This window comes from Streptomyces sp. NPDC002884 (genome assembly GCF_040295245.1).
Lineage (GTDB): Bacteria > Actinomycetota > Actinomycetes > Streptomycetales > Streptomycetaceae > Streptomyces.
The window spans coordinates 44,078-57,024 of sequence record NZ_JBEOVB010000005.1; the positions used below are offsets into that span (position 1 = coordinate 44,078).

Sequence of the window (12,947 nt, forward strand, 5' to 3'; positions counted from 1 at the left end):
CGCCATGACCAGCGACTTCTCCAGCCCGGAGGGGTACGGCGACCCCTTCGGCGAGTTCCTGGCCCGCTTCTTCGGCGGACCCCGCCCCGGCCCCCGGCAGATCAACATCGGCCAGCTCCTCAGCCGGCCCGCGAGGGAGCTCGTGCGCGGCGCGGCCCAGTACGCCGCCGAGCACGGCAGCCGCGACCTGGACACCGAGCACCTCCTGCGCGCGGCCCTCGGCGCGGAGCCGACGCGCACACTGCTCAGCCGGGCCGGCGCCGACCCCGAGTCCCTCGCGTCGGAGATCGACGAGCGCTCGGGCCCGGTCCTGCACCCGCCGGGCGAGGTACCGCCGCCCACGTCGCTGTCGCTGACCCCGGCCGCCAAGCGCGCCCTGCTGGACGCGCACGACCTGGCCCGCTCGCGCGGCGCCGGCTACATCGGCCCGGAACACGTGCTCAGCGCCCTCGCCTCGAACCCGGACTCCGCGGCCGGGCACATCCTCAACGCGGCCCGCTTCGCCGCCACGGGCCTGCCGAGCGACCCCCCGGACACCGCGCAGGCGCCCCGCCCCGGCGACCGGCAGCGGCCCACCGGCACGCCCACCCTGGACAAGTACGGCACGGATCTCACGGAGCTGGCCCGCCAGGGCCGGATCGACCCGGTGATCGGCCGGGACGACGAGATCGAGCAGACCATCGAGGTGCTCTCCCGGCGCGGCAAGAACAACCCGGTGCTGATCGGTGACGCGGGCGTCGGCAAGACCGCCATCGTGGAGGGACTGGCCCAGCGGATCACGGACGGGGACGTGCCGGACGTCCTCGTCGCGCGGCGCGTGGTCGCCCTGGACCTGACGGGCGTGGTCGCGGGCACCCGCTACCGCGGCGACTTCGAGGAGCGGCTGACCAACATCGTCGACGAGATCCGCGCCCACTCCGACGAGCTGATCGTCTTCATCGACGAGCTGCACACGGTCGTCGGCGCGGGCGGCGGCGGCGAGGGCGGGGGGTCGATGGACGCCGGCAACATCCTCAAGCCGGCCCTGGCCCGCGGCGAGCTGCACATCGTGGGCGCGACGACGCTGGAGGAGTACCGGCGGATCGAGAAGGACGCGGCGCTCGCCCGCCGCTTCCAGCCGATCCTCGTCCCGGAGCCGTCCGTCGCCGACGCGCTGGAGATCCTGCGCGGGCTGCGCGACCGCTACGAGGCCCACCACCAGGTCCGCTACACCGACGAGGCGCTCGTCGCGGCCGTGGAGCTGTCCGACCGCTACCTCACCGACCGCCGTCTGCCCGACAAGGCGATCGACCTGATCGACCAGGCCGGCGCCCGGGTGCGGCTCGGCGCCCGCACCAAGGGCACGGACGTACGGGCCATGGAGCGCGAGGCCGAGGAACTGGCCCGCGACAAGGACCAGGCGGTCGCGGACGAACAGTACGAGCAGGCCACCCGGCTGCGGGACCGCATCGTCGAGTTGAAGCAGCGCATCGCCGACGCGAGCGGCGAGGCCACCTCCGACGAGGGCCGGCATCTGGAGGTCACCGCGGAGGCGATCGCCGAGGTGGTGTCCCGGCAGACCGGCATCCCGGTCGCCAGTCTCACCCAGGAGGAGAAGGACCGTCTGCTCGCCCTGGAGGAGCACCTGCACGAGCGGGTCGTCGGCCAGGAGGAGGCCGTACGGGTCGTCGCGGACGCGGTGCTGCGCTCGCGTGCCGGGCTCGCCAGCCCGGACCGGCCGATCGGCAGCTTCCTCTTCCTCGGCCCGACCGGTGTCGGCAAGACCGAACTGGCACGCGCGCTCGCCGAGTCGCTGTTCGGCAGCGAGGAGCGCATGGTCCGGCTCGACATGAGCGAGTACCAGGAGCGGCACACGGTGAGCCGTCTGATCGGTGCCCCGCCCGGCTACGTCGGCCACGAGGAGGCCGGGCAGCTGACGGAGACCGTCCGCCGGCACCCCTACTCCCTGCTCCTGCTCGACGAGGTGGAGAAGGCGCACCCGGATGTCTTCAACATCCTGCTCCAGGTCCTCGACGACGGCAGGCTCACCGACTCCCAGGGCCGTACGGTCGACTTCACCAACACGGTGATCGTGATGACCAGCAACCTGGGTTCGGAGGCGATCACCCGGCGCGGCGCCGGCATCGGCTTCGGCTCGGGTGGCGCGGACGCCGACGAGGAGGCGCGACGCGAGCAGATCCTGCGTCCGCTGCGCGAGCACTTCCGGCCGGAGTTCCTCAACCGGATCGACGAGATCGTCGTGTTCCGGCAGCTCACGGGCGAGCAACTGCGGCGGATCACCGATCTGTTGCTGGAGCGGACGCGGCGGCTGGTGCAGGCGCGGGGCGTCACGGCCGAGTTCACCGACGCGGCCGTCGACTGGCTCGCCGAACGCGGCTACCAGCCCGAGTACGGCGCCCGCCCGCTGCGCCGCACGATCCAGCGCGAGGTCGACAACCAGCTGTCCCGGCTGCTGCTCGACGGGCGGGTCGAGGAGGGCGACCGGGTCACGGTGGAGGTGAAGGACGGGCGGCTCGTGTTCCGTACGAACACCGGCGAACCGCCCGCCCCCGAACGCTGAGCGCCCCGAACGCTGAGCGCCCCGAAGCGAGCGGACGCTCCGGACCGTGTCCGCCCTAGGGCGCCGGACGCACCACCTGTGCCGAACCGCCGCCGCGTCGCACGGTTTCGGCGGCGGCCAGCCACTTGCCGCCGGGCAGCCGCTGCACGGCGGTCGCCGCGCCGATCTCGGGGTTGAGCCTGAAGGAGTGCCCGATGGCCTCCAGCCGGGCCCGCAGCCCGTCGGGGCTGGTGTCGTTGTACAGCGCGGGCTCCAACTCCGTCTGGGCGGCGTTGCGTTGGCTGGCGCGCGGAGCGGCGATGGCGTCGACGAGCGGCAGCCCTCGGTCGACGAACTCGGTCAGGGTCTGCAGCACGGTGGTGATGATGGTCGCGCCGCCGGGCGAACCCAGCGCCACCACGGGCTTGCCGGTGCGGTCGAGCACGATCGTCGGCGAGATCGACGAGCGCGGCCGCTTGCCCGGGCCGGGCAGGTTCGGGTCGTGGACGGCCGGACTGGCGGGGGCGAAGGAGAAGTCCGTCAGCTCGTTGTTGAGCAGGAAGCCACGGCCGGGCACGGTGATGCCGCTGCCGCCGGTCTGCTCGATGGTGAGCGTGTAGGAGACCACGTTGCCCCACTTGTCGGCGACGGTGAGGTGCGTGGTGTTCTCGCCCTCGTACGTCGTCGGCGCGGCCGTGCCGCCCGGCTGGCAGGCGGCCGGGTCACGCGGGTCGCCGGGCGCCACCGGGCTGGTGAGGACCGCGTCGTCCTTGATGAGGCAGGCGCGTGAGTCGGCGTACTTCTGCGACAGCAGCTGCTCGGTGGGTACGTCCTCGAAGGCGGGGTCGCCGACCCAGCGCCCGCGGTCGGCGAAGGAGATCCGGCTGGCTTCGAGGTAGCGGTGCAGGTACTGGACCTCGCTCGCCTTCGAAAGGTCCGTCCCCTCCAGGATGTTGAGGGCCTCGCCGACCGTCGTGCCGCCCGAGGACGAGGGCGCGATGGAGTAGACGCCCAGGCCGCGGTACGAGGTCTTCGTGGGCGCCTGGAGCTTGGCGCGGTAGGCCGCTAGGTCCTTGGCGGACAGCTCGCCCGGCCGGGCGTTCCAGCCCGAACCCGGGTCCACGGGCGGCTTGTTCACCGTGGAGACGATGTCCTTGCCGAGGTCGCCGCGGTAGATCGCGCCGACGCCCCCGCGGGCCAGCTCCTCGTAGGTGCGGGCGAGGTCGGGGTTCTTGAACGTCGAGCCCACCACGGGGAGTTGACCGCCGGGCAGGAACAGCTTCGCCGTGTCCGGGAAGTAGCGGAAGCGGGTCTCGTTGGCCGCGGTCTGGGTGCGGAAGGTGTCGTCGACGGTGAAGCCGTCACGGGCGATGCGCTGGGCGGGCTTCAGGACCGTGCCGAGCTTCTCGCTGCCCCACTCCTTCAGCGCGGTCGCCCAGGTGGCGGGAGTCCCCGGCGTGCCGACGCCCAGACCGCTGCTGACGGCGTCGGCGAAGGCGAGCGGCTTGCCGTTCTCCAGGAAGAGACCGGAGTCCGCGCTCAGCGGGGCGGTCTCCCGGCCGTCGATTGTGTGCACCGTACGGGACCTGGCGTCGTAGTAGACGAAGTAGCCGCCTCCGCCGATGCCCGAGGAGTAGGGCTCGGTGACGCCGAGGGCGGCGGCGGTGGCCACGGCCGCGTCGACGGCGTTACCCCCCTTGCGCAGTACCTCGATGCCGGCCGCGGAGGCGTCCGCGTCGACGCTCGCGACGGCACCGCCGTAGCCGACGGCGACCGGGACCTTCGCAACAGTGGCTCTCTCCGCGGCGGGTGGCGCCGCGGCCCCCACCGTGACCACGGCGGCCGAGACCGCCAGGACCGACAGTTTCCGCGCGACAGGGCGACGCATCCGTACCTCCAGTCCAGGAACGTCCGCGCAGCGTAACCAGATTCCCGGGGCCCCGACAGCCTCCTTCCGGGCACTGTCATACGACTGCCACACCTCGAACACGGGTACGCCCCGGCCGTGCTCGCCCGCTAGCATGCGCGCCCATGAACGACGACGTGCGCAATATCGTCCTGGGCGTGGTCGCGGCCGGCATCAGTGCCGCGCTCGGCTGGTTGACCCGCACCTACCTGTGGAAGCGCAGACTCCGGCGCAAGCAGGCCTTCTTCGGGCTGCCCGAGAACTCGGAGTGCCTGCTCGTCGTCAACCGCGACGCGGGCAGCCCCGACCTCGCGGTGCACCGCCACGACGTGTTCGCGCTCCTGGAACTCGCCGCGCTCATCAAGGACTGCGGTGCGGGCGCCGAGGTGGTCACCCAGGACGTGGCCCGGCAGGGTTTCGGAGAGCGGACGGAGTTCTGCGTCGGCGGCCCGGGATCGAACCGGCGGATGGCGGCGCACATCCAGGCCATGCTGCCCGGGGTGCGCGTCAACACCGACCGCGAACCGGGCCCGGACCGGCTCGCGTTCCAGATAGGCGGCGAGCACCACCGTATGGAACCGGGCGTCACCGAGTACGTCCTGCTGGCCCGGCTCACCGCCGGCCGGCGGCGCGAGGCGCGGCCGGTGTTCCTGTTCTGCGGCCAGCGCGCGATCAACAACCAGGCCGCCACGCGCTACCTGGTCCGCAACCACGAGCGGCTGGCCCGCAAACACGGGAACGGCTCCTTCGTACTGCTCCTGAAGGTCATCAACTCCCAGGCGTACGGCCCCGATGTGGTCGAACTGGTCGAGGACGTGACCCGGGCCGCGCAGGCTCCCCTGCCGGACACGACAATTGTTACTCCCACGTAACTTACCGACGGTTACCTCAGGTGGGGCGGAGCGGTTACCGTCGGGTCACTTTGCGATGGCGCAGGCAAGAGGAGTGACCCGTGGGACGACCGCACCGCATGGCCCTTCGTACGACCGCCATGGGCGCCGTCTCCGCGACCCTGGTCGCCGGCGGGGTACTGGGCCTGACGCCCGAGGCCCGGGCCGCCACCGGCGCGGTCCGGTACGTCGACATCGCCGGGGAAGGCGGCACGGTCCTCAAGGCCAACGTGGTCACCCCCGCCGACGGCACCAGCCGTCACCCGCTGATCGTGCTGCCGACGAGCTGGGGCTTCCCCCAGGTGGAGTACCTCGCCCAGGCACGGCGGCTCGCCGACTCCGGGTATGTCGTGCTCAGTTACAACGTGCGGGGCTTCTGGCAGTCCGGCGGCGAGATCGACGTGGCCGGGCCGCACGATGTCGCCGACGCCGCCGCGGTCGTCGACTGGGCACTCGCCAACACCCCCAGCGACCCGGAGAACGTCGGCATGGCGGGCGTCTCGTACGGCGCCGGGATCAGCCTGCTGGCCGCCGCCCACGACCCGCGGGTCAAGGCCGTCGCCTCGCTCAGCGGCTGGGGCGACCTGATCGACTCGATCTACTCCGGCCGCACCCAGCACGTCCAGGCCGCCGCCGTGCTCGACACCGTGGGCGCGGTCACCGGTCGCCGGAGCGCCGAGTCCCAGGAGGTCTTCTCGGCCTTCTACGCCTCCGACCTGTCGAAGGAGAAGGACATCGTCGCCTGGGGGCAGAAACGTTCCCCCGCCGCCTACCTGGACCGGCTCAACAAGAACGGCACGGCGATCATGCTCGCCGGCGGCTGGGGCGACACGATCTTCCCGCCCAACCAGTCCGCCGCCTTCTACGAGCGGCTGACCGGCCCCAAGCGGCTGGAGTTCCGCCCCGGCGACCACGCGACCGCCGAGCTCCCCGGTCTGTTCGGAGTGCCCAACGACGTGTGGACCGACACCGAGCGCTGGTTCGGCCACTACCTCAAGGGCGAGGACAACGGCATCGACCGCGAGCAGCCCGTCCGGCTCAAGTCCCGTTCCACCGGCGGCTACGAGGGATATCCGGACTGGAAGTCGGTGAACGCGACCCGGCGGAAGATCGCCCTCGCGGGCTCCACCACGATCCACACCAATGTGGACTCGGGAGCCGACGGCGGCATCGTGTTCCTGTCCAGCATCCTCGACCAGGTGACGAAGCTGCCCCCGGTGGCCGCGATCCCCCTGCTCCCGCGCCGCTGGGCCGCCGTATGGCAGTCCGGGAAGTACGCCACCGCCCAGCGGGTGCGTGGCACCGCGAAGCTGCACACCACCGTCACCCCGACCGAGGAGAGCGGCACCCTCGTCGCCTACCTCTACGACGTGGGGCCGCTCGGCCTCGGCAAGCTGGTCACCAACGCGCCGTACACCTTCCACGGGAACACGCCCGGCAAGCCGTTCGGCCTCGACCTGGACCTGTTCTCCACGGCCTACGACGTGCCGGCGGGGCACAAGCTCGCCCTGGTCGTCGACACCGTCGACCCGCTCTACATCGAGCACAACCCGTCCGGCGCGCGGCTGACCTTCTCCTCGCCGGCGGACGACCCGTCGTACGTGTCGGTCCCGCTGCGCGAGCAGTGATCCCCGGCCGCCGCCGGGGCGGGTGGGCCCCGCGGCCGGCGCCGTCGCTCAGTGCTTGAGGATCTTGGAGAGGAAGTCCTTGGCGCGGTCGCTGCGCGGCGCGGTGAAGAACTCCTCGGGGGTGCGGTCCTCGACGATGCGGCCGTCGGCCATGAAGACCACGCGATTGGCGGCCGAGCGCGCGAAGCCCATCTCGTGGGTGACCACGACCATGGTCATGCCCTCCTGGGCGAGCTGCTGCATGACCTCGAGAACCTCGTTGATCATCTCGGGGTCGAGGGCGGAGGTGGGCTCGTCGAACAGGAGCGCCTTGGGATCCATGGCGAGGGCGCGGGCGATGGCCACGCGCTGCTGCTGGCCTCCGGAGAGCTGGGCGGGGAACTTGTCGGCCTGGTCGGCGAGGCCCACCCGGTCGAGCAGTTCACGGGAGCGCCGGTCGGCCTCGTCCTTCTTGCGCCTGCGCACCTTCACCTGGCCCAGCGAGATGTTCTGGAGAACGGTCTTGTGGGCGAACAGGTTGAAGGACTGGAAGACCATGCCGACCTCGGACCGCAGTCCCGCCAGCGCCTTGCCCTCCTCGGGCAGCGGCTGTCCGTCGAGCGTGATCGAACCGGAGTGGATGGGCTCCAGCCGGTTGATCGCGCGGCACAGTGTCGACTTCCCCGACCCCGAAGGGCCGATCACCACGACCACCTCCCCCCTGCCGACGGTGAGGTTGACGTCCTGCAGGACATGCAGATCCCCGAAGTACTTGTTGACGTCACGCAGTTCGATCAACGGATCGACGGCCATGCGCAGCCCTACTCACTCTCAGCTGTGTCGTGGTTGCCGCAAACTATCCAGCCAGGATCGGAGTCGAGGCACGACACGCACCCTTCCGCCATTAGCCGTATTTACGTGCTCGCGCCTCAGTTCTCGGCCACCTCGGCGTACAGCTGGGACAGTTCGGGGGTCCCGGTCGCGGCCCACTCGCGCCCCGCGGTGACCACGTCGACCTCGCGGCCGGACGCCAGCCGGACGACCGGTTCCCCGCCGGGCCAGATCGCCCAGACGGCGCCGGGCACCGTACGCACCACGACCGTGCCCAGGTAGAGCCCCGCGTCGTGACCGAACCAGGGCAGGGTCTCCTCGTCCTCGCGCCAGCGCGGCGGAAGCTGGTCCAGCGCCTCCAACGAGACGGCCGTGTCGTCGAGTCCGATCCCCTGCCGGGCCGCGTGCGAACGCAACAGCTCGCATTCGGAGAGGAGTTCGGCGATCCCCTCGGGGTCCTCGGCCAGCACCGTCGCACGGTACTTCTTGCTCCTGTTGCCCAGGAAAGGGATGTTCATAAGCCCAGCGTGACATTCGTACCGGCGTGCGCACCACAGGCGCGCTGGCATACGCCGACGGCCGAAAGCCCGGCCCGGCGGGCCTCAGAGACGTCACACGCCGCCGGCCGAGCCCCCGGCTCCCGCTACACGTCGAGGTCGACCACGACCGGCGCGTGATCAGAGGCACCCTTGCCCTTGCGCTCCTCGCGGTCGACGTAGGAGTCCTTGACGGCCGCGGCGAACGGCTCGTTGCCGTACACCAGGTCGATGCGCATACCGCGGTTCTTGGGGAACGCCAGCTGGCGGTAGTCCCAGTACGTGAACGGGTGGTCGTACTTCAGGGGGCGCGGGACGACGTCCGACAGGCCGGCCTCGCGCAGCGACGCCAGGGCGGCGCGCTCGGCCGGGGTGACATGGGTGAGGCCTTCGAAGGCGGCCACGTCGTACACGTCGTCGTCGGTCGGCGCCACGTTGTAGTCGCCCAGTACCGCGAAGGGGCGGCCGCCCGCCGCGTCGCCCGCGACGGCCGCCCTGAGCGCCTCGAACCACTGGAGCTTGTAGGCGTAGTGCGGGTGGTCGACCTCGCGGCCGTTCGGCACGTACACCGACCAGACGCGGACCGGACCACAGGTCGCCGCAACGGCGCGCGGCTCCTGCGCCCCGTCGTAGCCGGGGTCGCCGGGCAGGCCCTTGACGACGTCCGCCAGACCGACGCGGGAGATCACCGCCACGCCGTTCCACCGGCCCGTGGCGTGCACCGCCGCCTCGTAGCCCAGCTCGCGCAGCTGGTCGAGCGGGAACTGCGCCTCGGCGACCTTGGCCTCCTGGAGGCACAGCACGTCGGTGCCACTGCTCTCCAGCCAGGCCAGCAGCCTCGGCAGGCGGGCGGTGATCGAGTTCACGTTCCAGGTCGCGATACGCATGCCTCACAACCTACCCGGCGGGTCCGACAACGCCCGCCCTCAGACCTCCGCGGACGCCCCCGGAGCAAGCCGCACGTGGTCGGCGCCGCCCAGGTTGCCCAGGTGGGTGTCGTAGATCGGGCGGGCGAGGTCGGTGAGGAGGGCGTCGTGGATGTCGTAGACGCGCTGCGGCCGGATCTCGCGGACGTACTCGATGACCTCGGAGATCTTGTTCCAGGGGGCCTGGACCGGGGCCAGCAGCGTCTCCACCGGGTGCTCGGGGACGGTGAGCGCGTCTCCCGGGTGGAAGACGCGGCCGCCGTCGACGAGGAAGCCGACGTTGGTCACGCGCGGCAGGTCGGGGTGGATGACGGCGTGCAGCTCGCCGTGGACCTGGACGTCGAAACCCGCGGCGGTGAACGTGTCGCCGTGGCCGACCGTGTGCACCCGGCCGGGGAACGCGGTGGAGAGCTTTTCCGCGACGGACCTCAGGGTCCAGATCCCGACGGCCGGGTCGGCCTCCAGGGCCGCCCGCAGCCGCTGCTCGTCGAAGTGGTCGGGATGCTCGTGCGTGACCAGGATGGCGTCCGCGCCGACAGCGGCGTCCGCCTCGCTGAACCCCCCGGGGTCGAGGACGAGTGTGCGCCCGTCCTTCTCCAGGCGCACACACGCGTGCGACTTCTTGGTGAGTCTCAGAGCCGTCATGAGATCCATCCTGCCCCCGCGGCGCGCGCGGGGCTCACTCGGTGGGGGTGGTCTCCTCCCGGATGACCTGCTGCGCCACCTTGAACGCGCTGTTCGCCGCCGGTACGCCGCAGTAGACGGCCGCCTGCAGCAGCACCTCCTTGATCTCGTCGGGGGTGAGGCCGTTGCGCAGCGCGGCGCGGATGTGGAAGGCGAGCTCCTCCAGGTGGCCGCCCGCGACCAGCGCGGTGAGCGTGACGCAGGAGCGGGAGCGGCGGTCGAGACCGGGCCGGTCCCAGATCTCGCCCCAGGCGTAGCGGGTGACGAACTCCTGGAAGTCCCCCGAGAAGTCGTCGGCCTGGGACAGCGCCCGGTCGACATGGGCGTCGCCGAGGACCTCCCGGCGCACCTTGAGACCGGCGTCGTACGGATCGGGGCGGCCCATGACCTGCAACGGTTCGAGGACGGGGGCGGGCGCGATCTCCGCGATGGCCACCGGCTGCAAGGGCTGCTGGGGCACGGTCGGGACCACCCTGACGGGGATCCCCGGGACGGCCGTCTGCCCGGTGGCGGAGTCGTAGGCGGGCTGCCAGGCGGTGGAGAAGTGGCGGACCAGCAGGTCGGTCACGGCCGCGGGCTGCTCCACCGGGACCAGGTGCGAGGCGCCCGGTACGACGGCCAGCCGGGCGTCCGGGATTCCGGCCACCAGGGTGCGCGCCTCGGCGGGGCCGGTGACCTGGTCGTCCGAGCCGACGAGGACCAGCGTCGGCACCCCGACGAGGCCGATCTCGGCCCGCACGTCGAAGGCGGCGAGGGCCTCGCAGGCCGCTATGTAGCAGCCGGGGTCGGTGGTGCGCACCATCTGCACGGCCCACTCGGTGATCGCGGGCTGTGCGGCCGCGAAGCCGCTGGTGAACCAGCGGTCGGGCGAGCTGCGGGCGATCGGGTCCAGGCCGTTGGTGCGGACTATCACGCCCCGCTGCCGGAACTCGTCGGCCGTGCCGAACCGCGGGGAGGCCGCGATCAGCGCGAGCGAGGCGACCCGCTCCGGGTGCCGCAGCGCCAGCTCCACGCCGACCGCGCCGCCGAACGCGCAGCCCGCGTAGCCGAAGCGCTGCACTCCGAGCGCGTCGAGGGTGGCGAGCAGCCGCCCGGCCAGGTCGGACACCGAGCCGACCGGGTGGGCCGGGGCGCCGCCGTGGCCGGGCAGGTCGTAGCGGAAGATCCGCCACTGCTGGGCCAGCTCGGGAACCTGACGGTCCCACATGTGCCATGTCGTACCCAGTGAGGGGCCCAGGATCAGGACAGGGGCGTCCTCCGGCCCGTCGAAGCGGTATTGCAGGGTGTTGGTCGTACTCTCGCTCACCCGGCTCACGCTCCCACATCTCACAATTTCTCACGCGCTTGGGTCGGAACCCCGTGCAAGCCGTCCCAGGTTGTGGCAGCCCCGCGAAGATCCTCTGCACCGGACTTCACCCACCCCGCCGGGCGGCAGGTGAGACCCGACGCGCGTGCATCGTACAGAGGGACCCCGCGAAACCCGTGCCGGAGCCGCGGCCGACGTCTTTGCGCCGTACACCCGTTCCCCTCACACCGCCCGTACGGGGTGGCGGACCACGGCGTCGAACAGATAGCCCTGGGTGTTCGGGACGGTCGTGTCGGGCTGGGTGCGGCCGGTGCTGTCGGTGGCCCGGGCCAGCAGGGTGTACCCGCCGGGGGCCGACGGGCGCCAGTCGGTGGACCAGCGGACCCAGCCGGCCCGGCGCGGGGCGTCGTGCAGCCGGGCGCGCCGCCAGCGGTTGCCCCCGTCGGTGCTGACGTCGACGCGCACGACCGCGCCCGCGCCGGACCAGGAGCGTCCGGTCAGACGGTGCACGGCGCCCGCGCCGAGGCTCGCGTCCCAGGGCAGCTCCCAGGCGCTCTTGACGGTCTGCCGGGTCAGCGGGGCGCTGCCGCCCTCGGGGTGGGCGCTGCCGAACAGCCGGTAGAAGTCGGTGTTCCAGGGCGAGTAGAGGGGCTGCGCGGACACCTCGATGTCACCGACCCACTTGACCGAGGCGATGCCGATCCAGTTCGGCACCAGGACCCGTACGGGGAAACCGTGGTCGTACGGCAGCGGCTCGCCGTTCATCTCGTAGGCGAGGAGGACGTCGTCGAGCGCCTTGGACGCCGGCAGGGGGCGGCGGACCCGGCCGAGGTTCGTGCCGTCGGCGGTGACGTAGTCGGCGTCGAGGCCGCGGGGCAGGACGTCGACGGCGTCACGGGCGAGCCCCGCCCGCCGCAGGACGTCGGCGAGGCGGACCCCGCGCCAGCGCGCGGTGCCGATCGCGCCCAGCGTCCACGCCGTGCCGGTGACGCTCTGGCCCTGCTGGGAGGTGAAGAAGCTGCGGCCGTTGCCCGCGCACTCCACGAACGCCGTGCGGGTGACCGCGGGGAACTTCTTCAGGTCGTCGAGGGTGAACTCGACGGGGTGGGCGTGGGTGAGGCCGTCGCCGTGGACGGTGAGGGTCCAGTCGGCGGCGTCGAGGACGGGGGTGGAGGTGTGGTTGCGGACGAAGAAGTGGTCGACGGGGGTGTGGTAGCCGGTCCCGGCGAGAGAGGCGAACTTCGTCTCGGCGTTGGTGCCCCGGACGGTGAACCGGTCGTCGGGGAGCGCCTTGACGATACCGGGCGACGTCGCCGCCGCGGCCGGCGCGGAGAACGCGGGAGTCACGGCGGTCGCGATTCCGGCGGCGGCGGCGAGACGGAGGAGATCACGCCGGGAGACACCGTCGGCGCGGGCCTCGCCGGCCAGCCACTGGTGCAGTCTGCGGCGGTCGTAGGCGGATTCGGGCGTGGGAGACGTGGGCATGGGCCTGCCTTTCCGGAGGCGGGGGTGCCTGGACCGGGACGCGGTCGGGGCGTCAGAAGGCGCGGCGCGTCCACGGCAGGAGGGCGGAGAAGGGGGAGAGGAGGAAGGTGAGGATCAACAACAGCCGCGCGAGAGCAGCGCGCGGTACCGCGGGGCGGGGCGGTGGTCGTCGAGAGTCACGGGCGCCATCGTACGAGGCGGCGGCGAAGTGGGGAGCGGATTCGGGGAGTTGGGGCG

General features: G+C 72.1%; 10 protein-coding genes. 3 read left to right on the forward strand and 7 right to left on the reverse strand.

Features of this window, described 5'->3' with window-relative positions:
• Window positions 1-4 precede the first annotated feature (4 nt).
• Window positions 5-2,560, forward strand: a complete 2,556-nt coding sequence (locus ABT070_RS12770; RefSeq protein ID WP_351758659.1) for an ATP-dependent Clp protease ATP-binding subunit — start codon at window positions 5-7, stop codon at window positions 2,558-2,560.
• Between the two features lie 55 nt (window positions 2,561-2,615).
• Here the strand turns inward: ABT070_RS12770 and ggt are convergent, their stop codons facing one another.
• Window positions 2,616-4,427: a gamma-glutamyltransferase gene (gene ggt / locus ABT070_RS12775; protein WP_351758662.1), complete on the reverse strand. Its 1,812-nt coding sequence runs from the start codon at window positions 4,425-4,427 to the stop codon at window positions 2,616-2,618.
• 143 nt (window positions 4,428-4,570) lie between these two features.
• Between ggt and ABT070_RS12780 the strand changes: the two genes are divergently transcribed.
• Both ABT070_RS12780 and ABT070_RS12785 read left to right on the forward strand, forming a co-directional pair.
• On the forward strand, window positions 4,571-5,317 hold the full coding sequence (locus ABT070_RS12780; protein WP_351758664.1) for a hypothetical protein: 747 nt from the start codon (window positions 4,571-4,573) through the stop codon (window positions 5,315-5,317).
• Window positions 5,318-5,415: 98 nt separating this feature from the next.
• On the forward strand, window positions 5,416-6,963 hold the full coding sequence (locus ABT070_RS12785) for a CocE/NonD family hydrolase (RefSeq protein ID WP_451101592.1): 1,548 nt from the start codon (window positions 5,416-5,418) through the stop codon (window positions 6,961-6,963).
• A gap of 48 nt (window positions 6,964-7,011) precedes the next feature.
• Here the strand turns inward: ABT070_RS12785 and ABT070_RS12790 are convergent, their stop codons facing one another.
• The 6 genes from ABT070_RS12790 to ABT070_RS12815 all read right to left on the reverse strand — a co-directional run bounded on the left by ABT070_RS12790 (window position 7,012) and on the right by ABT070_RS12815 (window position 12,710).
• Entirely contained in the window at window positions 7,012-7,755 is a 744-nt protein-coding gene (locus tag ABT070_RS12790) for an amino acid ABC transporter ATP-binding protein (RefSeq protein ID WP_351758670.1), read from the reverse strand.
• Between the two features lie 116 nt (window positions 7,756-7,871).
• Entirely contained in the window at window positions 7,872-8,291 is a 420-nt protein-coding gene (locus ABT070_RS12795; RefSeq protein WP_351758672.1) for a DUF6278 family protein, read from the reverse strand.
• Between the two features lie 125 nt (window positions 8,292-8,416).
• Window positions 8,417-9,196 (reverse strand): exodeoxyribonuclease III, encoded by a 780-nt coding sequence (locus ABT070_RS12800; RefSeq protein WP_351758675.1) that lies wholly within the window; start codon window positions 9,194-9,196, stop codon window positions 8,417-8,419.
• Window positions 9,197-9,235: 39 nt separating this feature from the next.
• Window positions 9,236-9,871: an MBL fold metallo-hydrolase gene (locus tag ABT070_RS12805; RefSeq protein ID WP_351759617.1), complete on the reverse strand. Its 636-nt coding sequence runs from the start codon at window positions 9,869-9,871 to the stop codon at window positions 9,236-9,238.
• Between the two features lie 43 nt (window positions 9,872-9,914).
• Entirely contained in the window at window positions 9,915-11,225 is a 1,311-nt protein-coding gene (pcaDC, locus tag ABT070_RS12810) for a bifunctional 3-oxoadipate enol-lactonase/4-carboxymuconolactone decarboxylase PcaDC (protein ID WP_351758678.1), read from the reverse strand.
• A gap of 222 nt (window positions 11,226-11,447) precedes the next feature.
• Window positions 11,448-12,710: a sulfite oxidase gene (locus tag ABT070_RS12815; protein ID WP_351758680.1), complete on the reverse strand. Its 1,263-nt coding sequence runs from the start codon at window positions 12,708-12,710 to the stop codon at window positions 11,448-11,450.
• Window positions 12,711-12,947 lie beyond the last annotated feature (237 nt).

Coding starts and splice junctions, on each gene's coding strand:
- ABT070_RS12770 (WP_351758659.1), top strand. CDS start 5: ATGACCAGCGACTTCTCCAGCCCGGAGGGGTACGGCGACCCCTTCGGC.
- ggt (WP_351758662.1), bottom strand. CDS start 4,427: ATGCGTCGCCCTGTCGCGCGGAAACTGTCGGTCCTGGCGGTCTCGGCC.
- ABT070_RS12780 (WP_351758664.1), top strand. CDS start 4,571: ATGAACGACGACGTGCGCAATATCGTCCTGGGCGTGGTCGCGGCCGGC.
- ABT070_RS12785 (WP_451101592.1), top strand. CDS start 5,416: ATGGCCCTTCGTACGACCGCCATGGGCGCCGTCTCCGCGACCCTGGTC.
- ABT070_RS12790 (WP_351758670.1), bottom strand. CDS start 7,755: ATGGCCGTCGATCCGTTGATCGAACTGCGTGACGTCAACAAGTACTTC.
- ABT070_RS12795 (WP_351758672.1), bottom strand. CDS start 8,291: ATGAACATCCCTTTCCTGGGCAACAGGAGCAAGAAGTACCGTGCGACG.
- ABT070_RS12800 (WP_351758675.1), bottom strand. CDS start 9,196: ATGCGTATCGCGACCTGGAACGTGAACTCGATCACCGCCCGCCTGCCG.
- ABT070_RS12815 (WP_351758680.1), bottom strand. CDS start 12,710: ATGCCCACGTCTCCCACGCCCGAATCCGCCTACGACCGCCGCAGACTG.